Source organism: Pseudomonas sp. 32_A (assembly GCF_017490905.1).
GTDB classification, from domain to species: Bacteria; Pseudomonadota; Gammaproteobacteria; order Pseudomonadales; family Pseudomonadaceae; genus Aquipseudomonas; species Aquipseudomonas inefficax.
Window position 1 is genome coordinate 51,124 of record NZ_JAFGYI010000019.1, and the last position, 20,004, is coordinate 71,127.

General features: G+C 63.8%; 17 protein-coding genes and 1 tRNA gene. 9 read left to right on the forward strand and 9 right to left on the reverse strand.

Going from position 1 to position 20,004, the window contains the following annotated elements; genetic code table 11:
- Nucleotides 1-20 precede the first annotated feature (20 nt).
- The 9 genes from J5M58_RS13870 (at nt 21) to J5M58_RS13910 (ending at nt 10,722) form a co-directional block, all read left to right on the forward strand.
- On the forward strand, nt 21-1,487 hold the full coding sequence (locus tag J5M58_RS13870; protein WP_207878461.1) for an NAD-dependent succinate-semialdehyde dehydrogenase: 1,467 nt from the start codon (nt 21-23) through the stop codon (nt 1,485-1,487).
- Nucleotides 1,488-1,499: 12 nt separating this feature from the next.
- Nucleotides 1,500-2,885: an aspartate aminotransferase family protein gene (locus tag J5M58_RS13875; RefSeq protein WP_112251971.1), complete on the forward strand. Its 1,386-nt coding sequence runs from the start codon at nt 1,500-1,502 to the stop codon at nt 2,883-2,885.
- A gap of 125 nt (nt 2,886-3,010) precedes the next feature.
- On the forward strand, nt 3,011-3,631 hold the full coding sequence (ycaC, locus tag J5M58_RS13880) for an isochorismate family cysteine hydrolase YcaC (RefSeq protein ID WP_010951959.1): 621 nt from the start codon (nt 3,011-3,013) through the stop codon (nt 3,629-3,631).
- A 264-nt stretch (nt 3,632-3,895) separates the two neighbouring features.
- On the forward strand, nt 3,896-4,714 hold the full coding sequence (ppk2, locus tag J5M58_RS13885) for a polyphosphate kinase 2 (RefSeq protein WP_112251973.1): 819 nt from the start codon (nt 3,896-3,898) through the stop codon (nt 4,712-4,714).
- A gap of 36 nt (nt 4,715-4,750) precedes the next feature.
- Entirely contained in the window at nt 4,751-5,947 is a 1,197-nt protein-coding gene (locus J5M58_RS13890; RefSeq protein ID WP_207878463.1) for a monovalent cation:proton antiporter-2 (CPA2) family protein, read from the forward strand.
- Nucleotides 5,948-5,984: 37 nt separating this feature from the next.
- Nucleotides 5,985-7,082 carry an AI-2E family transporter gene (locus J5M58_RS13895; protein ID WP_133970249.1) on the forward strand — a complete coding sequence of 366 codons (1,098 nt, stop codon included), beginning with the start codon at nt 5,985-5,987 and terminating at the stop codon, nt 7,080-7,082.
- A 13-nt stretch (nt 7,083-7,095) separates the two neighbouring features.
- Nucleotides 7,096-8,616, forward strand: coding sequence for an efflux transporter outer membrane subunit (locus J5M58_RS13900; RefSeq protein ID WP_207878465.1), 1,521 nt, complete (start codon nt 7,096-7,098; stop codon nt 8,614-8,616).
- On the forward strand, nt 8,613-9,710 hold the full coding sequence (locus J5M58_RS13905; protein WP_112251977.1) for an HlyD family secretion protein: 1,098 nt from the start codon (nt 8,613-8,615) through the stop codon (nt 9,708-9,710). The genes J5M58_RS13900 and J5M58_RS13905 overlap by 4 nt, the downstream gene beginning before the upstream one ends.
- On the forward strand, nt 9,700-10,722 hold the full coding sequence (locus tag J5M58_RS13910) for a DUF2955 domain-containing protein (RefSeq protein ID WP_112251978.1): 1,023 nt from the start codon (nt 9,700-9,702) through the stop codon (nt 10,720-10,722). The genes J5M58_RS13905 and J5M58_RS13910 overlap by 11 nt, the downstream gene beginning before the upstream one ends.
- Nucleotides 10,723-10,811: 89 nt before the next feature.
- On the opposite strand, the gene J5M58_RS13915 is transcribed toward J5M58_RS13910, so the two are convergent.
- The 9 genes from J5M58_RS13915 to J5M58_RS13955 all read right to left on the reverse strand — a co-directional run bounded on the left by J5M58_RS13915 (nt 10,812) and on the right by J5M58_RS13955 (nt 19,504).
- Nucleotides 10,812-12,524, reverse strand: coding sequence for a SulP family inorganic anion transporter (locus tag J5M58_RS13915; RefSeq protein ID WP_207878467.1), 1,713 nt, complete (start codon nt 12,522-12,524; stop codon nt 10,812-10,814).
- A 184-nt stretch (nt 12,525-12,708) separates the two neighbouring features.
- Nucleotides 12,709-13,809 (reverse strand): redox-regulated ATPase YchF, encoded by a 1,101-nt coding sequence (ychF, locus tag J5M58_RS13920; RefSeq protein WP_016713314.1) that lies wholly within the window; start codon nt 13,807-13,809, stop codon nt 12,709-12,711.
- A gap of 24 nt (nt 13,810-13,833) precedes the next feature.
- Nucleotides 13,834-14,418 (reverse strand): aminoacyl-tRNA hydrolase, encoded by a 585-nt coding sequence (gene pth, locus J5M58_RS13925; RefSeq protein WP_009686183.1) that lies wholly within the window; start codon nt 14,416-14,418, stop codon nt 13,834-13,836.
- A 79-nt stretch (nt 14,419-14,497) separates the two neighbouring features.
- Nucleotides 14,498-15,091 (reverse strand): 50S ribosomal protein L25/general stress protein Ctc, encoded by a 594-nt coding sequence (locus tag J5M58_RS13930; protein WP_112251980.1) that lies wholly within the window; start codon nt 15,089-15,091, stop codon nt 14,498-14,500.
- 121 nt (nt 15,092-15,212) lie between these two features.
- A complete protein-coding gene (locus J5M58_RS13935) occupies nt 15,213-16,154 on the reverse strand; it encodes a ribose-phosphate pyrophosphokinase (RefSeq protein WP_003247410.1) in 942 nt (313 codons plus the stop codon).
- Between the two features lie 47 nt (nt 16,155-16,201).
- Nucleotides 16,202-16,276, reverse strand: a tRNA-Gln gene (locus J5M58_RS13940).
- A gap of 20 nt (nt 16,277-16,296) precedes the next feature.
- Complete coding sequence (gene ispE, locus J5M58_RS13945) at nt 16,297-17,157, reverse strand: 4-(cytidine 5'-diphospho)-2-C-methyl-D-erythritol kinase (RefSeq protein ID WP_112251981.1); 861 nt, start codon at nt 17,155-17,157, stop codon at nt 16,297-16,299.
- A gap of 3 nt (nt 17,158-17,160) precedes the next feature.
- Nucleotides 17,161-17,778 carry a lipoprotein insertase outer membrane protein LolB gene (gene lolB / locus J5M58_RS13950; protein WP_085626905.1) on the reverse strand — a complete coding sequence of 206 codons (618 nt, stop codon included), beginning with the start codon at nt 17,776-17,778 and terminating at the stop codon, nt 17,161-17,163.
- Nucleotides 17,779-17,782: 4 nt separating this feature from the next.
- Complete coding sequence (locus J5M58_RS13955) at nt 17,783-19,504, reverse strand: tetratricopeptide repeat protein (protein ID WP_112251982.1); 1,722 nt, start codon at nt 19,502-19,504, stop codon at nt 17,783-17,785.
- Between the last annotated feature and the right edge of the window lie 500 nt (nt 19,505-20,004).

Sequence of the window (20,004 nt, forward strand, 5' to 3'; positions counted from 1 at the left end):
ACGAGGTATGGAGAACAGTCATGTCACACCACTACCCATTCAACAGCCTGTGCCACGTCGATGGCCAATGGCTGCACAGCCACAGCGGCAACAGCATCGCCGTGCATGACCCGGCCAACCGCCAGGTGATCGGCCATGTGCCACTGCTTGACCACGAGCAGATCGTCGCTGCAGTGGATGCCGCCCATCGGGCTTTCACGGCCTGGCGCCAGCAGAGCCTGGACAGCCGCGCTGCGCTGTTGCGGCGCTGGGCCGAATTGATGCTCGAGCACCAGGAGGCGCTGGCGCGCATTCTCAGCGAGGAGCAGGGCAAGCCGCTGGCCGAAGCACGCGGTGAAATCGCCTATGCGGCAAGCTTCATCCCCTGGTTTGCCGAGGAGGCCCGGCGCCTCAACGGGCAGACCATCCCCAGCCATATTGCGGGTGCCCAGCTGAGTACGCTGAAGGAGCCCGTCGGGGTCTGCGCGCTGCTCACCCCGTGGAACTTCCCCAGCGCCATGATCACCCGCAAGGCGGCTGCGGCGTTGGCGGCCGGCTGCACGGTGGTGGTCAAGCCGGCCCACGAAACACCGTTCTCGGCGCTGGCCCTGGCCCAGCTGGCAGAGGACGCCGGCTTCCCGCCGGGGGTGTTCAACGTGGTGATCGGCGAGCCGCAGATGGCCATGGAAACCCTGGTGCGCGACAGCCGCGTGCGGGCGGTCAGCTTCACCGGCTCGACCCGGGTCGGCAAGCTGGTGCTGCAAGCCGCGGCTCAGGATGTGAAGAAAGTGGCGCTGGAGCTGGGCGGCAACGCGCCGTTCATCGTCTGCGCCGATGCCGACCTGGAGCTGGCCGTACGGGTGGCCGTGGCAGCCAAGTTCCAGACGTCTGGCCAGGACTGCTGTGCGGCCAACCGGATCATGGTGCAGCGGCCGTTGTACGAAGCATTCCTGGTGCGCTTCGCAGAAGCAGTGCGGGCGCTGAAGGTTGGCCCGGCGATGGTCGATGGCGAGGAGACAGCGGCAGAGGTCGGCCCGCTGATGCACCAGGCCGCCTTCGATGCCACCCAGGCCCGGGTCGAGGACGCCCTGCAGCGTGGCGCCCGGCGCCTGGTCGGTGGCGAGGGCCATGCGCTGGGTGGCTGGTTCTTCCAGCCGACGGTGCTTGCCGATGTCACGCCGGCGATGCGCATCTACCAGGAAGAAAACTTCGCGCCGATTGCCGGGGTCATGCCGTTCGACACGCTGGAGCAGGCCATCACCATGGCCAATGACACCGAGTACGGCCTGGCTGCCTACATCGTCGGCAACCGCCTCGATGTCGTGCACCCGCTGGTGCGCGGGCTCGACCACGCGATGGTGGCGATCAACGGCGTCAAGTTCACCGGCCACCCCATCCCGTTCGGCGGCATGAAAGCCTCGGGCCTGGGCCGCGAAGGCGGCAGCGAGGGCTTCGAACCCTTCGTCGAAACCAAATACGTTTGCTTGCACCACCACGGTCAGTTCTAAGGAGTGTTTGCCATGAGCCAAGATTACAGCCAGCTGTTCGATCAGGACCGCGCCCACTTCATGCACCCTTCGACCCATGCCCATGACCACGCCAGCGGCGCGCTCAAGGGCCGGATCATCACCGGTGCCGAGGGCATTCGCCTGCGTGACCACGAAGGCCGCGAACTGATCGACGCCTTCGCCGGCCTGTACTGCGTGAACATCGGTTACGGGCGTACCGAGGTCGCGGACGCCATCCATCGCCAGGCCAAGGAGCTGGCGTATTACCACACCTACGTCGGCCACTCGACCGAGGCGATCATCGAGCTTTCCAGCCGTATCATCGACTGGGCGCCGGCCGGGATGAAAAAGGTCTATTACGGCTTGTCGGGGTCCGATGCCAACGAGACCCAGGTCAAGCTGGTGCGTTACTACAACAACATCCTGGGGCGTCCACTCAAGAAGAAGATCATCTCGCGCGACCGTGGCTATCACGGCTCGGGCATCATGACCGGCAGCCTTACCGGCCTGCCCAGCTTCCACCAGCATTTCGACCTGCCGGTGGAGGGCGTCAAGCATACGGTCTGCCCGCACTGGTACCGCAAGGCACCGGCCGGCATGGACGAGCAGGCCTTCGTGCGCTACTGCGCCGACGAGCTGGAGCAACTGATCCTGGCCGAAGGCCCCGACACCGTCGCCGCGTTCATTGGCGAGCCGCTGATGGGCACCGGTGGCATCATCGTGCCGCCCAAGGGTTACTGGCAGGCGATCCAGGCGGTGCTTGATCGCTACGACGTGCTGTTGATCGCCGACGAAGTGGTGTGCGCCTTTGGCCGCCTGGGCTCGAAGATGGGCAGCCAGCGCTACGACATCCGTCCGGACCTGATCACCACGGCCAAGGGCCTGACCAGCGCCTATGCGCCTCTGTCGGCGGTGATCGTTGGCGAGAAGGTATGGAACGTGATCGAAGAAGGCTCGCAGAAAGCCGGCCCCATGGGCCACGGCTGGACCTACTCCGGGCATCCGATCTGCGCAGCGGCGGCGCTGGCCAACCTGGATATTCTCGAGCGCGAGAACCTGACCGAGAATGCCGAAGTGGTGGGGGCCTACCTCAACCGGCGCATGCGCGAAACCTTCGAAGGCCACCCGCTGGTAGGTGAAGTGCGGGGTGACGGCATGCTTTGCGCGGTCGAGTTCATGGCCGATCGCGAGGCGCGCACGGCGTTCGACCCGGCGTTGAAGGTAGGGCCACAGGTGTCGGCAGCGTGCCTTGAGCGCGGGATGATCGCCCGGGCCATGCCGCATGGTGACATTCTCGGTTTTGCACCGCCGTTGGTGCTGAGCCAGGAGGATGCCGAAAAGATCGTCGCCATCACCAAGGCGGCGGTCGATGAGGTGGCTGGCAAGGTGCTCGGCTGAGCATTGCAGGGGCCGCCGTGCGGCCCCATCGCCGGCCTCGGCAGGCGAACCGACTGACGGTCCCACCCACCCCTCATCCTTGCCTACGCTGATAATCCCAACCTGCTGAAGCAAGGAGAACCGTCATGGCCTTCCAATACAAGCGTCTGGACAAGAACAACGCCGCCGTGCTGCTGGTCGACCACCAGACCGGCCTGCTCTCGCTGGTAAGGGACATCGACCCCGACCGCTTCAAGAACAACGTCCTGGCCCTGTCGGACCTGGCCAAGTACTTCAAGCTGCCGACCATTCTCACCACCAGTTTCGAGACCGGCCCCAACGGCCCGCTGGTGCCCGAACTGAAAGAGCAGTTCCCCGACGCCCCGTACATCGCCCGCCCCGGCAACATCAACGCCTGGGACAACGAGGACTTCGTCAAGGCCGTCAAGGCCACCGGCAAGAAGCAGCTGCTGATCGCCGGCGTGGTGACTGAAGTGTGCGTGGCCTTCCCGGCACTGTCGGCTCTGGAGGAGGGCTTCGAGGTATTCGTCGTCACCGACGCCTCCGGCACCTTCAACGAACTGACTCGTGACTCGGCCTGGCGGCGCATGGAGGCCGCCGGTGCGCAACTGATGACCTGGTTCGGCGTGGCCTGCGAGCTGCACCGTGACTGGCGCAATGACATCGAAGGGCTGGGGACCCTGTTCTCCAACCATATTCCGGATTACCGCAACCTGATGACCAGCTACAACAAGCTGGCCAAGTAATCCGGCCTCGAGGCCACACCCTACCCTGTGGGAGCAACTGTCTTACTCGATTTCTAAAGGCTGGCGCGTTCCTGTGGGAGCGGGTTCACCCGCGAATGCGTCAGTGAAGCTGCCGACGCTTTCGCGGGTGAACCCGCTCCCACAGTCAGCCGAATACCCAACAAATCAATCGACTAGACGCACAACCTGCGAAAACAACAAGCGAAGCGGCAAACTGCCATGGATCGACCATACTGACTCTTCATTCGCCCTCAGGAGAGTGCCATGTCGAAGTCGTCCAGGAAGAAAGACGCCAAGGACCAGTCGGAGAAATTGGGCGGCAAGGCCTACGAGAAGGAACTCAAGCAGCTGCATGTGGAATTGGTGAAGCTGCAGGAGTGGGTGGTGGCCAAGGGCCTGAAGGTGTGCATTGTCTTCGAGGGCCGCGACGGTGCCGGCAAGGGCGGTACCATCAAGGCCATCACCGAGCGTGTCAGCCCCAGAGTATTCCGCGTGGTGGCACTGCCGGCGCCGACCGAGCGGGAAAAGACCCAGATGTACCTGCAGCGCTATGTCGGCCATCTGCCGGCCGCAGGTGAAGTGGTGATCTTCGATCGCAGCTGGTACAACCGTGCCGGGGTCGAACGGGTGATGGGCTTCTGCTCGAACGAACAGGCCGACCGGTTCCTGGCTGGCGTGCCGCTGTTCGAAAAGGTCATGGTCGAGTCGGGCATCATCCTCATCAAGTACTGGCTCGAGGTCAGCGCCGAAGAGCAGACCCGGCGCCTGCAGGACCGCATCAACGACGGCCGCAAGCTGTGGAAGCTGTCGCCCATGGACCTCAAGTCCTACACCCGCTGGGATGACTACACACAGGCCCGTGATGAGATGTTTGCCGCCTCGGATACCGCTTGGGCGCCCTGGTTCATGGCCCACTCCAACGACAAGCGGCGTGCCCGGCTGAACATCATCAGCCATCTGCTGACACGCATTCCCTACAAGGACATCACCCGAGAGCAGGCAGTGAAGCTGCCCAGACGCGGCAAGATCGGCAAGTACAAGGCCGTTGCCTACCCGTTCAAAGAAGTGGAACAGCGTTTCTGATCCCCTCCCTGCGGGGAGCAGCGAGGGTGCAAACCTATGCCACATGACGGCAGCCTGCTACAGGCGACGGTGGTGTTTTTGCTGGCCGTGGTACTTCTGGTACCGCTGGCGCAGCGTTTGAAAATGGGGGCGGTGCCTGGCTATCTGCTGGCGGGCATTCTGATAGGGCCATCGGTGTTTGGCCTGCTGAACAACCCGGATAACGTGGCGCGCCTGTCGGAGATGGGCGTGGTGATGCTGCTGTTCGTCATCGGCCTGGAGCTGTCGCCGCGGCGTTTGTGGAGCATGCGCCGCGCGTTGTTTGGCGTTGGCTCGCTACAAGTGGGCCTGAGCGCTGTGGTGCTTGGCCTGCTGGCGTACTGGCTGTTCGACCAATCGAAGCCGGCTGCCATCGTGCTGGGGGTGGGCCTTGCGTTGTCGTCCACCGCGTTTGGCCTGCAGGTACTGGCCGAGCGCAAGGATCTGGGCAAGCCGCACGGCCGCCTCGCTGTGGCGATCCTGCTGTTCCAGGACATTGCCGCGATCCCGCTGATTGCCGTGGTGCCACTGCTCGGTGGTGATGTCAGTACCGCCGACGAAGGTGCCTGGCCGATGCTGGCGGTGGCGGTTGGCATAGGTGTGGTGATCATCGTTGGCCGCTACCTGCTGACCCCTGTCTTCAAATGGACAGTCGGTTCGGGCCTGCCCGAACTGTCTACCGCTACCGCCTTGCTGGTGGTGCTGGGCACCGCCTGGGTGATGGAGCACGTGGGTGTGTCCATGGCACTGGGGGCATTTCTTGCGGGCGTCCTGATGGCCGAGTCGCCTTTCCGCCACGAACTGGAATCCCAGATCGAGCCCCTCAAGGGTTTGCTGCTGGGGCTGTTCTTCGTCGGGGTGGGGATGAGCGCCGACCTGCGTCTGCTGTTCGGCATGCCGTTGCTGGTGCTGGGGCTGACCCTGCTGCTGGTGGTCATCAAGCTGCCGCTGCTGTATGGCCTGGGGCGCATGGCCGGTGGGCTAAACCAGGCCCAGGCATTGTGCCTGGGCGTGGTGCTGGCGTCTGGCGGCGAGTTTGCTTTCGTGGTGTTCAAGCTGGCGCTGGACCATCAGGTGCTGGCGCAGCAGGTGCACGACCTGCTGGTGCTGGCCATCACCTTGTCGATGGCGGTGGTGCCCTTGGTAATGATGGCCCTGGCGCGGCAGTTGCGTGACGACAGCCCAGCCCAGGCAAGCCCTGAAACGGGCCATTGAAACGCGCCACATGGCGCACCTGATTCGGAGGTGAAGCATGCAACCGGGTATCAAGCTGGACAGCAGCCTGTCGCGGGGCTTGCTCGATGTGCTCATCAAGGCCGGCCTGGTGGCTGCTCTGGTGATTTTCGCCTTCCAGACGTTCCAGCCGTTCCTGGAGCTGATGTTGTGGGCGGTGATCCTGGCGGTGACCTTGTACCCGTTGCATTGCCGCATCCAGCGCCGCACAGGGCTCAAGGACGGGCTTTCGGCGACGCTGGTCGTTCTACTGGTACTGGTGGTGCTGCTGGTGCCGATCTACCTGGTGGTGATGTCCATCGGCGAATCGGTGGACAGCCTGGTGACGCTGCTCAAGAGCGGTGCCTGGAGCGTGCCGGCACCTCCCGAGTCGGTGGCGGCCTGGCCACTGATCGGGCCGAAGGTGCATGCCCTGTGGCTGGCGGCCTCCGAAAACATGGCCAGTGTGCTGAACCAGTGGATGCCCCAGCTCAAGGGGGCAGGGCGCACGGTACTGGGGGCGGCGGCCAGCGCTGGTGGGGCCTTCCTGCTATTCATCGGTGCAATCATCATCTCGGGGGTGATCATGGCTTTCGGGCAACGCGGTGAAATCGCGGCTCAGCGTATCGCCATGCGGGTATCGGGCGAGGAGCGCGGCAAGCCACTGGCCAAGCTGTGCACAGCCACCATTCGCGCGGTGGCCCAGGGCGTGATCGGCATTGCCTTCATCCAGATGCTGCTGATCGGTGTCGGCTTCGTCATCAAAGGGGTACCGGGGGCCGGGATGCTGGCGATCGTCATCCTCATGCTGGGGATTGCCCAGGCCCCCGCCACGCTGATCACGTTGCCGGTGATCATCTACGTATTCAACGTCGAAGGCTTTACCGTGGCGACCATCATCTTCGCCATCTATACCTTCGTTGCCGGGCTTGCCGACAACGTGCTCAAACCGCTGCTGCTGGGGCGCGGGGTGGATGTGCCGATGCCGGTGGTGCTGATCGGGGCACTGGGCGGGATGGTGGTCAAAGGCATCATCGGCCTGTTCATCGGCCCGGTGATCCTGGGCGTCACTTATGTACTGTTCTGGCAGTGGGTAGCGCTGCAGGTGCCGGAAAACCCCGTCGAACCGACGGCGTGAGCCAAGGACTGCCATGCCCGGACGCGTCTATGGTTGTGCACTGAGCCTGGTGGCCATGTTGGTGGGCTGCACTCAAGTGGGCCCGGACTTCCAGCCGCCGCAAGACCCATGGCTGGGCACCTGGAACACCCCGCTGCTAGAGCAGGCCGGGCAGCAGGCCGCGGCGCCCGACCTGCGCCAGTGGTGGACCGTGTTCGCCGACCCGGCGCTGGATGCCTTGATCGCCGAGGCCGATGCCAATAACAGCAACCTGCGTGTGGCCGGTTTGCGCATTGCCGAAGCCCGCGCCCAGTTGGCCATCGTGCAGACCGGGCGTTATCCACAGCTGCAGCAGGTGCGCGCCCAGAGCCTGTACCTGAAACAGGACCAGTCCGGTACTGCCACCGCTCGCGATTCGGTGTTCTGGCAATCCAGCGCGGGCTTCGACATCGGCTGGGAAATCGACTTCTGGGGGCGCTTCAGCCACGCCATCGAAAGCGCCGACGCCGTCTACTTCGCCTCCCAGGCCAACTACGCCGATGCCATGTTGCTGTTGCGTGCGCAGGTGGCCGACACCTACTTTGCCCTGCGCACCGCCGAGGCGCGGCTGGATATCGCCGAAGAGAACGCCCGCCGCCAGGCGCGCAGCCTGGAGATAACCGAGCGGCTGTTCCGTCATGGCGAAAACGACGAACTCGACTGGCAACAGGCGCGTACCCAGTACCTGGCTACCCAGGCCACCATCCCCGAGTTCCAGAACCAGCTCAATGGCTTGCGCAACGTGCTGTGCTCGCTGCTCGGCCGGCCACCCGGGTCGCTACCTCAGCTGGATGCCGGCCACGGCCAGTTGCCGTTACCGGACCGTGCGGTGCTGCAGGACGTGCCCGCCAACCTGCTGCAGCGTCGCCCGGATATCCGTGCCGCCGAGCAGGCGGTAGCGGCGCAATCGGCGCTGGTCGGGGTGGCCGAGGCTGATCTTTATCCACAGCTGAGCCTGCTGGGCAGCATCGGCTGGAGCTTTGTCACGGCCAATCACCTGCCCGATACCTTCGACATCGCCGCCGGGCCCAGCCTGATCTGGAATCCGTTCGACTACGGCCGCCGCAAGAACGCCGTGCGCGTGGAAGACGCCCGCTTGCAGCAACTGATCGAGTTGTATCACCAAGGTGTGCGCGAAGCCGCCCGCGAGGCCGACGATGCCGCCAGCGGGCTGGTGCGTTCGCTGCAGAGCGCAAGTATCCGCGACCAGGCCTCGCAGGCCGCACAGCGCTCGCTGAACCTGGCCAGCTCGCAGTACCGCGAAGGCTTTGCCGACTTCCAGCGCGTGCTCGACGCCCAGCAACTGCTGCTGCAGCAACAGGACGGCTACCTGGTCAGCCGCGGCAATGCCGTCAGCAGCCTGGTGACGCTGTACAAGGCCCTGGGCGGCGGCTGGGACGCCAGCCGCACACCGATCGACCCGGCCACCCGCCAACAGATGCAGCAACGCACAGACTGGGGCGAACTGCTCGACGAGCCGGGCCCCAGCGCCCATGCACAAGGTGAAACGAAATGAGCGACGCTACGCCGACGCCACCCCCGCCAGCCCCCGATCGCGGCATGCGCTGGGTGCTGCTGCTGATTGCCGTGAGCCTGCTGTGGTACCTGCTGGCCGACCGCTTCACGCCCTATACCCAGCAGGCCCGCCTGCAGGCCTACGTGGTGCCGGTTAGTGCCGAGGTGGCCGGGCAGGTGAAGCGTGTGGCGGTGGGCAACAACCAGGAAGTACGCAAGGGCGATGTGCTGTTCGAACTGGACCAGGAGCAATACCGCATCGCCCTGGCCCGCGCCGAAGCCGACCTGGACGCGGTACGCCGGCAGATCGGCGCTCACACCGCTGGCATCGACTCGGCCCAGGCGGCGCTGGTGGCGGCCCAGGCCAACGAGCGCAAGGCGCGGCAAGACGCCGAACGGCTCAAGCGCTTGATCGATGAAGACCCGGGAACGGTGTCGGTGCGCCGCCTGGAGGGTGCCCAGGCCACCCGCGACCAGGCTATCAGCCAGGTGGCGGCAGCCCGTGCCGAAGTTGAGCGGGCCCGTGAGCAGCAGGGCGGGGCGCAGGACGACAACGCCCAACTGCGCAGCGCGGCGGCCAATGTGGAAAAGGCCCGACTGGACCTTGCGCGCACTGTGGTACGCGCCGATGCAAACGGGCTGATTACCGACCTGCGCACCGACGTTGGCCATTATGTCGGTGCCGGCAGCCCGATGATGACCCTGATCGCCATCCATGACGTGTGGATAAGTGCCGACATGACCGAGAACAACCTCGCTCGGCTGCGCCCTGAAACCCCGGTACTGGTAGTGCTCGATGCGCTGCCCGGCACGGTGCTGAAGGGGCGCATTCGCAGCATCGGCTACGGCGTGAGCGTGGGCCAGAGTAATCCGCCGGGCACGTTGCCGACCGTGCAGAACAGCCGCGAGTGGCTGCGTTCTGCGCAGCGCTTCCCGGTGATCGTCGAACTGGAGCGTGACCAGTTGCAGGACAAGAGCGGTTTGCGGGTTGGCGGCCAGGCCGAAGTCATGGCCCTGCCAAGCGAGGGCAACCCATTGAACCTGCTGGGCCGGCTGTTCATGTGGCTGATGAGCTGGCTGTCGTATGCCTATTGAGCTGCGCCGCCTGCGCGCCCTGCGCCTGGCATGGGGCGTGGCGCTGTGCCTAGCGGTGAGTTTCGGCATCGGCCTGCCGGTGCCGATCCTGGCGCCGGTATTTGCGGTGCTGTTGCTGGCCATGCGCAGCCAGCCCTTGCCCCTGCGTGCGGCACCGGCCCTGGCGGTGCTGGTGCTGCTTGCCTGTGGCAGCGGGCTGCTGCTGATTCCGCTGTTGCGCCATGCCCCGGCGAGTGGGGTGTTGTTGGTGGGGGTTGGGGTTTTCCTGACCTTGCGTTATGCGCTGAAAGGCGGCAACGGCCTGCTGGCCAATTTGCTGGTGATCGGCCTGACCATGATTGCCGCCGCCGGCACCAGCGACTTCACCCTGGCGCTGTCGGTGGTCGAAGCGCTGGCCAAAGGCATGCTGCTGGCGGTACTGGGTAGCGCTGCAGCACATGTGCTGTTTCCCGAGCCGGCCGATGCGCCGGCACAACCGGCACCGCCTCTGCTCGATAGTGATCAGGTGAGCTGGGTCGCCTTGCGTGCCACGTTGATCGTCATGCCGGCCTTTTTGCTGGCGCTGATCGCCCCGGACCAGTACATGCCGCTGATCATGAAGGCAGTGAGCCTGGGGCAGCAGGCCGGCGAAACCCGCGCGCGGCATGCCAGCCGCGAGCTGATCGGCTCGACCTTGCTTGCCGGGTTGCTGGCGATACTGACGTGGGGCGCGTTGAGCCTGTTCGTGCACCTGTGGATGTTTTTCCTGTGGGTGCTGCTGTTCGTCCTTTGGCAGGGGCGCAGGCTTTACCGTGCGGTGGATACCAGGCAAAGCCCGGCATACTGGGTGAGTTGCCTGACGACCATGCTGATCTTGCTGGGGCAGTCGGTGCAGGACAGCGCGGGCGGGCAGGATGTGTATCGTGCCTTTGCCGTGCGCATGGCGCTGTTTCTGGCGGTGTCGGTGTATGCCAGTGCCATGCTCATATGGATTGATCGGCTTCGGACAAGGCGTGGGCTTGTTCGCGGGTAAACCCGCTCCCACAAGGATTGTGTGATCCCATGGGCAACGCCATGCCTGTGGGAGCGGGTTCACCCGCGAAGAGGCCAGTACAGGAAAACCTAGGGCTTCCAGTCAACCTCACTCTCTTCCAGATAGGCATCCACCGCCGCACCGACAGTGGGATGAAACGCCGACTCCCCCATATGCTCGAACAACTCGAACCGCCGCATCTTGTCCTTTACCGGGTCCTTCATCTCGGCAAATTGCAACTCCACCCCCCGCGCCTCCAGCGCCCGGTCCAGCTCGGCCAGCATGTCTGCCGAGGTGATATCGATGCTGGTCACCGGCTCCGCCGCAATCACCAACCGTTGAACCGGGGTAGGTGATGCGTCCACCGCCGCCATCACCGTGCTCTGGAACTGCTCGGCATTGGCAAAGAACAGCGGCGCGTCCCAACGCAGCAGCACCAGCCCCGGAATGCGTCGGGCCTGTGGATAACGCTGCACATCATGGTAACCGCGGGTGCCATCCACCCGTCCCAGCACCGCATGATGCGGCCGCCAGCCGTCCCACAGGAATTCGATCACCGATATCGCCACGGCAATGCAGATACCGGGAATGGCCCCGAATACCGCTACGCCGACGAAGCAGGTGAACGATAGCCAGAATTCCCATTGCTGCATGCGGAAGATGCGCTTGAGGTCGGCAAACTCGAACAGGCCCAACGCTGCGGCGATCACTACTGCCGCCAGGGCGCTGTTGGGCAGGTGTTGCATCAGGTTGGGCGCGACCAGCAGCAAAAGGGTTACCGCCAGGGCGCCGATGATGCCGGTGAGCTGGGTCTGTGAACCGGCCGCTTCAGCCACCGGTGTGCGTGACGAGCTGCTGCTGATCGGGATGCCCTGGAACAGCCCGGAGGCCAGGTTGGCCACACCCAGGCCGAACATTTCCTGGTTCGGATTGACCGGCATCTTCATGCGCGCGGCGTAGGAGCGCGACAGCACGCTGGTATCGGCGAACGACACCAGCGCCACCGCGATGCCGCCTAGCAATACTTCCACCAGGTCGATATCGTTGACCCAGGGGAAGACCAGGCTGGGTAGCCCCTGAGGCAGTTCGCCGAGCACTTTCACGCCTTGCTGGTCGAGCCCCAGCAGGCTCACCGCCAGCGTAGCCGCCACCACCGCAATGAGAATGCCCGGCAAGCGCTTGAACGGCTTGAGCAGCAGGATCAGCGCCAGGCTACCGCCACCGACTACGAAGCTTGGCCAATGGCCCTGGCCGGCGAGCAAGGCCTGGATCAGGTTCCAGGTATCCCGCAGCGGGCCCTGGCTGTCGACCGACAGGCCGAACAGTTTGGGCAACTGACTGATCAGCACCGTGAGGGCAATGCCATTCATGTAGCCATAGCGGATCGGCTTGGACAGCAACTCTGTGATGAAGCCCAGGCGCAGCAAACCGGCGATCACACAGAACGCCCCGGCAACCAGGGCCATCATGCTGGCGATGGCGATAGCCCGTTGCGGCTCGCTGGCGGCATATTGCACCACCACCGCCAGGATCGGCGCGGCCAGTGCCGAGTCCGGGCCCAGTACGAGGATGCGGCTGGGGCCGAACAGGGCATAGGCCAGCAGCGGGATGATGGTGGCGTACAGGCCATAGATTCCGGGTACGCCGGACGCTTCGGCATAGGCGATGCCCACCGGCACCAGCATGGTGGTGAGCACCAGGCCGGCGGCGATGTCTTTGGGTAGCCAGGCGGGTTGGTAGTGGAGCAGGGTGACCAGGCCGGGAAGCCAGCGTTGCCAGTCGAGGCGGGGTTTTTCGGGCATGATGCGCGCGTCCGGGGGAGGGTGCTGAATCACAGCTTAGATGCTGAATTCCGGGGCCGCTTTGCGATCATTTCGCGACACAAGGCTGCTCCCACAGGGGACGCGCGCCCTGCCAAATGCCAGAAAAAACAAAACCCCTTGAGGCGTTGGCCTCAAGGGGTTTGTGGGTACTGCAGGCTGGCGCTTAGACGTTGAAGCGGAAGTGCATCACGTCACCGTCCTTGACAATGTAGTCCTTGCCTTCCAGGCGCCATTTTCCGGCTTCCTTGGCACCGCTTTCACCCTTGAACTGGATGAAGTCGTCATAGGCCACCACTTCAGCGCGGATGAAGCCTTTTTCGAAATCGGTGTGGATAACCCCGGCTGCCTGCGGAGCAGTGGCGCCGACGCGGACGGTCCAGGCACGTACTTCCTGCACGCCGGCAGTGAAGTAGGTCTGCAGGTTCAGCAGCTCGTAACCGGCGCGGATCACGCGGTTCAGGCCAGGCTCTTCCAGGCCCAGGGCCTCGAGGAACATGTCCTTCTCTTCACCGTCGTCCAGCTCGGCGATTTCCGCTTCGATCTTGTTGCACACCGGCACCACTACCGCGCCTTCTTCCTCGGCGATGGCCTTGACCACGTCCAGGTGCGGATTGTTGTCGAAGCCGTCTTCGGCCACGTTGGCGATGTACATGACCGGCTTGCTGGTCAGCAGGTGGAAACCGCGAATGACCGCCTTGTCTTCGGCGCTCATGTTCTTCATCAGGCTGCGCGCAGGCTTGCCTTCGGTGAAGTGCGGGATCAGCTGTTCGAGGATGGCCTTCTGCGCCAGGGCTTCCTTGTCGCCGCCCTTGGCGTTGCGGGCAACCTTCTGCAGTTGCTTCTCGCAGCTGTCGAGGTCGGCGAAGATCAGTTCGAGGTCGATGATCTCGATGTCGCGCTTGGGGTCGACGCTGTTGGAAACGTGGATCACGTTCTCGTCTTCGAAGCAGCGCACCACGTGGGCAATGGCGTCGGTTTCGCGGATGTTGGCGAGGAACTTGTTGCCCAGGCCTTCACCTTTCGAGGCACCAGCCACCAGGCCGGCGATGTCGACGAACTCCATGGTGGTCGGCAGGATGCGGTTTGGCTTGACGATTTCAGCCAAGGCATTCAAGCGCGCATCGGGCATCGGCACGATGCCGCTGTTAGGCTCGATGGTGCAGAAGGGGAAGTTCTCCGCCGCGATGCCAGACTTGGTCAGGGCGTTGAACAGGGTGGACTTGCCGACGTTGGGCAGGCCGACGATGCCGCAATTGAAACCCATGGGTATTCCCCTCTCTAAAGGAAATCAGGCCTTCTGGCTGTGCAGCTCGCGCATCGCCTTGGCAAAGTCGCCGGCAAGCACGTCCGGCAGCACGCCGAGGGCAAAATCGATGCTGGCGTCGAGCTTCTCCTGCTCGGCGCGCGGCGCGCGGCCCAGGACGAAGTTGGAGACCAGTTTGGCGTCGCCCGGGTGGCCGATGCCAAGCCGCAGGCGGTGGAAGTCGTTCTGGTTGCCGAGCTGCGCGATGATGTCGCGCAGGCCGTTGTGCCCACCATGGCCACCGCCGCGCTTGAGCTTGGCGACGCCCGGAGGCAGGTCGAGTTCGTCATGCGCCACCAGGATCGCCTCCGGCTTGATGCGGAAGAAATTGGCCAACGCCGCCACGGCCTGGCCGCTGCGGTTCATGTAGGTGGTGGGGATCAACAAACGAACGTCGTTGCCCTGATGGCTGAATTTAGCCGTCAGGCCGAAATACTTTTTGTCAGCGGTCAGCGAAACGCGCTGGGCGCTGGCAATGCGTTCAACGAAAAGAGCCCCTGCGTTATGCCGGGTCTGTTCGTATTCGGGGCCGGGGTTACCCAGGCCGACGATCAACTGGATGGCGGTCACGTCAGGGGCTCTTCCTTGGAGTTGGTGGGTTACAGGGCGCGCGGCACTGTAACCCGATCAACGCCGGCGTGCGAGTGGATTACTCGGCAGCGCCTTCTGCTTCTGGAGCAACGCGTGGAGCGTGAACGTTGGCAACAGCTTTGTCATCACCGTGGGCCAGAGCTACGAACTCTACGCCTTTCGGAGCTTTCAGGTCCGACAGGTGGATGATGGTGCCGATTTCAGCGTTGGCCAGGTCGACTTCGATGAACTCAGGCAGGTCTTTGGCTTCGCAGGAAACTTCGATCTCGGCTTCTACGTGGGAGATCTCGCCGCCTTTCTTGACCGGGGCTTCTTCGTTGATGAAGTGAACCGGTACCTTGGCGGTCAGTTTCTGGCCAGCAACGACGCGAATGAAGTCGGCGTGCATGATGAACTGCTTGGCTGGGTGACGCTGCATGGCCTTGATGATGACGTTCTGCTTGACGCCGTCAACGTTCAGCTCGATTACGTGGCTGAAGGCAGCTTCGTTTTCGAACAGCTTGGTGATTTCCTTGGCCAGGATGGTCAGGGACTGAGCTTCCTGGTTACCACCGTAGACAACGGCTGGGATGTTCGCGGAGTGACGCAGGCGGCGGCTCGCACCTTTCCCCAGGTCAGTACGCGCTTGGGCGTTCAGAGTGAATTCGGTCATTTTGTTTCTCCAAAATAGCCCCCCGAGGGCGTTTGCGACCAGCGCCAACGGGGATGGCAAAAAAGCCCCGCCCCAACAACCAGTGTTGGGGCGGGGCGCTTTTCGTCAGCGTGTGTTCCGCTTAGCGGAACATCGCGCTGATCGATTCTTCGTTGCTGATGCGGCGGACCGCTTCAGCGACAACCGGTGCGATATCCAGCTGGCGGATACGGTCACAGGCTTGAGCAGCGGCGGACAGCGGAACGGTGTTGGTCACCACCAGCTCGTCCAGTACCGACTTCTCGATGTTCTCGATCGCGCGGCCCGACAGGACAGGGTGCGTGCAGTAGGCGTAAACCTTGGCAGCGCCGTGTTCTTTCAGGGCTTTGGCCGCGTGGCACAGGGTGCCGGCGGTGTCGACCATGTCGTCTACCAGGATGCAGGTGCGCCCTTCGACGTCGCCGATGATATGCATGACCTCGGAGTGGTTAGCCTTCTCGCGGCGCTTGTCGATGATACCCAGGTCGACGCCCAGGGACTTGGCGACGGCACGTGCGCGCACGACACCACCGATGTCCGGGGAGACGATCATCAGGTTCTCGAAACGCTGGTCTTCGATATCGTCGACCAGTACGGGCGAGCCGTAGATGTTGTCGACCGGGATATCGAAGAAACCCTGGATCTGGTCAGCGTGCAGGTCGACGGTGAGTACACGGTCGATACCTACGACAGTGAGCATGTCAGCGACGACTTTGGCGCTGATGGCTACACGTGCCGAACGCGGACGGCGGTCCTGGCGGGCGTATCCGAAGTAAGGAATCACGGCGGTGATTCGGGATGCTGAGGAGCGGCGGAAGGCGTCGGCCATCACTACCAGTTCCATCAGGTTATCGTTGGTCGGGGCACAGGTCGGCTGAATAATGAAGACGTCTTTACCGCGGACATTCTCATTGATCTCAGTGCTGATCTCGCCGTCGGAGAACTTACCGACAGAGACGTCACCGAGAGGGATATGCAGCTGACGTACGACACGCCGAGCCAGATCGGGGTTAGCGTTCCCCGTAAAGACCATCATCTTGGACACGCGCAGTACCTGAAGGCTGAGGGTAACCTGGATGAGTATAAGGAAAATGGCAGGGGCGGCTGGATTCGAACCAACGCATGGCAGGATCAAAACCTGCTGCCTTACCGCTTGGCGACGCCCCTGTATCTGTTGCTGCGAACGCTTATGCGCTCGACTTCTTGACCAGACTTTGCAGCTTGCGATGCAACATCGAAACGTTGCTTCCTTTCGCCACAAACCCTGTTTGGGTCGCTGAAAGAAGGGCCAGAACTTTATCAGCTTCGGCTTTGCTTGGGAAGGCCCCAAACACACAACTTCCAGTACCGGTCAGTCGAGCTTCAGTGAATTTACCCAGTGAATTCAACGCATTGCGAACTTCCGGGTAACTCTGCTCTACCACCGGTTGGCAGTCATTTCGACTGTTTCCCTCGGGAACGGGGCGCATCTTAAGGGGGAGCGAATCACGTGTCAACTGTGGATGTGAAAAAATTTCTACTGTGCTGACAGACACTTGCGGCACAAGCACGACATACCACGGCTCTTCCGGGTCGACCGGGGTCAGTTGTTCACCCACGCCCTGGGCGAACGCCGCGTGGCCGCGCACGAAAACCGGTACGTCGGCGCCCAGGCTCAGGCCCAGGGTGGCCAGGCGGTCTTCGCTCCAGTCCAGTTGCCACAGGTGGGCGAGGGCCAACAGGGTAGTGGCGGCATCCGAGCTGCCGCCGCCGATGCCGCCGCCCATGGGCAGCACCTTGCTCAGCCAGATGTCGGCGCCCAACGTCGTGCCGGATTGTTCCTGCAGCTTGCGCGCGGCACGCACGATCAGGTTGCTGTCGTGCGGCACCGCCTCGATTTCGGTATGCAGGCGGATCACGCCGTCGTCACGCACGGCGAAGCTCAGCTCGTCGCCGTGATCGAGAAACTGGAAGACGGTTTCCAGCTCGTGGTAGCCGTCCGCGCGGCGGCCGATGATGTGCAGCCAAAGGTTGAGCTTGGCCGGGGCGGGCAGGGTAAGGGTCTGCATGTATCAGTGCCCCAGCTGGCGCGGCTGCCAGTCCTTGACCACCAGGGTCACGTCGAGGTCCTTGCCGTGCAGCTTCAGGCGCTCGGGCAGCCAGTAGCCGTTCTGCTCCGTGTAGCTCAGGTACTGCACCTGCCAGCCATCCTGGTCGAGGCTGGCCAGGCGGCTGTCGCCGTCCAACGTCAGCTTGCTCTTGCTGTCGGGAGCGGGCAGGCCGCGTACCCACCAGACCAGGTGCGAGACCGGCAACTGCCAGCCCAGTTGCTCTTCCAGCAGGGCTTCGGGGCTTGGGGCCTCGTAGCGGCCCTGGTTGGCGACTTCCAGTACCACGCTGCCGGGGCGACCGGTCAGGCGTGCGGCGCCACGGCCCAGCGGGCCGGCCAGGCGGATGTCGTAGTAGTCCTGGCGTTGCAGCCAGAACAGCGTGCCACTGCCGGAGTCGCGCGGGGCACGGATGCCGACCTTGCCGTTGATCTGCCAGCCATCGAGGCTGCTCAGCTGCTCTTTATGGGCGCGCCACTGCTGCGGGTCGCCGTGGCCCTGCAGGGCCTCGCGGCTACCGAAGCCGGCACAGCCGGCGAGCAGGGCGATCAGGGTGAAGGTAATGCAATGGCGCAGGAACATGGCGTTAGAGAGTCTCGGATCCGGTCAGGCGCAGGAGGGTCTTGCGCAGGATGGGGCTGTCGGCCTGGGCTTCGAAGCCCTTGGCCCAGACCTGGCGGGCTTCGCGTCGCTTGCCGTTGGCCCACAGCACTTCGCCCAGGTGGGCGGCCACTTCGTGGTCGGGGAAGCTGGCAAAAGCCTTGCGCAGGTAGGTTTCAGCCTCGTCGAGGTTGCCCAGGCGGTAATTGACCCAGCCCAGGCTGTCGAGTACCGCCGGGTCGTCGGGGGTCAGCTGATGGGCCTTGTCGATCAGCGCCTTGGCTTCGCTGTAGCGGGTGGTGCGGTCGGCCAGGGTATAGCCGAGGGCGTTCAGGGCCATGGCGTTTTCCGGCTCGCGGGTGATGATGGCACGCAGGTCTTTTTCCATCTGCGGCAGGTCGTCACGCTTTTCGGCCAGCATGGCGCGGGTGTACAGCAGGTTGAGGTCGTCCGGGTAGCGCTGGATGGCTTGTTGCAGCACCTGGCTGGCCTGAGTGTCCTTGTTGTTGTTGCTATAGCTTTCCGATTCGATCAGGAACAGCTGGATGGCGTAGTCCGGCTGGGCTTCGCGGGCATCGGCGAGCAGGCGCGAGGCTTCGGTACCACGGCCGTTGGCAATCAGGATGTCGGCCTGGCGCAGTTGCGCCGGCAGGTAGTCGGGGCCGGGGCCGACCAGGGCGTATTCACGCAGGGCGCCTGCAGGGTCGTGGCGCTCCTCGCGGATGCGGCCCAGGTTCAGGTGTGCGGCGTCGACGTTGCTGTCGCGTTCGATCAGCTCCTGCAGGTAGCCCTCGGCTTCATCCCAGTCCTTGTTCTCCAGGCACACCAGGGCCAGCGAATAGCGCAGCTCGTCGTCCTCGGGGTATTGCTGGACCAGGCTGAGGAACTCGCCCTTGGCATCGGCGATGCGGTCCTGTTCGACCAGGGTGCGGGCGTAGGTCAGACGCAGGCGCTTGTCGTCGGGGTTGTCGCGAATCGCCCCGCGCAGCAGAGGCAGGGCCTCCGGGCCACGGTCCAGGGCTTGCAGCAGGCGCGCGCGCAGCAGGATCGGGGCGATTTCGCCGTTTTGCGGCGGGTGCGACTCGAGCAGCTCCAAGGCTTCTTCGGCCTTGCCGTCCTGGTTCAGCAGCAGGGCCTTGCCGAACACCAGCTGGCTGTTGTCCGGGTACTTCACCAGCAGCCGCTCGAAGCTTTGCAGCAGGCCGTCGCGGGTGCTCTGGTCGGTTTCGGCGGCGGACAGGGCGAGGAAATCGAAATGGGTGTCGCCCTGGCCTTGGAGGACTTTTTCCATGTACGTCATGGAGTCGTCATAGCGGCCTGCGCGGGCCAGCTGGATGGCAGCGGCGCGCTGGGCGTCGAGGTTCTGCGGGTCGTTGCGGGCCCAGACCAGCGCGTTGTCCAGTGCCGGTTCGTCGGCGCCGAGGTATTCGGCAATGCGGTAGGCGCGCTCGGATACCCCTGGGTCTTGGGTTTTCGCGGCCTGGTCGGTGTAGTTGGCCAGGGCGATGTCGAAGCGATTGCGCTGGCCAGCCAGCTCCGCCACCAGCAGGCTATAGAGCGTGTCCTGCTTGAACGAGCCATACACCACGGGCTTTTCCACCTCGCTCTTGCCGGCCTCGGCGACGGGAGGCTCGGCTTTTTGCGGGGCCAGGCTCTGGCAGCCCTGGAGCAGGGCGAAGGCAAGCAGCAATGCGTATGGTTTGTTCATAGAAGGCTTTGAGAGGACTCACCGGCGGTCGGAGCATGATGACACAAGCGCGGGGGCAAACCCACCTGTGCTGTGGCTGGTTAACTGCGACCTTTGAGGGGGGGAAGGGTTCCGGGCAGGTTGGTTGTGCCGGGTGTATGGCTTGACACTTTCTGCGCCTTTGAGATCGAGCGCCGCCCGCGCGGCGCTTCGCGGGACAAGCCCGCTCCCACATTTGTTGCAACGTACCGAACTTGTCAGGCCATGGTTGCCCGCCTTGTTGGCCCGACTCGATCTCGAGGTGGACACATCCGCCGCCCCACCTGTCTTAAGACATGCCCCAAAGCTGGCAACGCCTCTCCAACAGACATGGCCACGTTGCAACAAATGTGGGAGCGGGCTTGTCCCGCGAAGCGCCGCGCGGGCGGCGCTCGATCTCAAAGGCGAAGATGGTGAAAAGCCGAACACCCGCGAAGTGCACCACCTGACTATCAGCGCAATAGCGAACGGTGGTTGTCCTG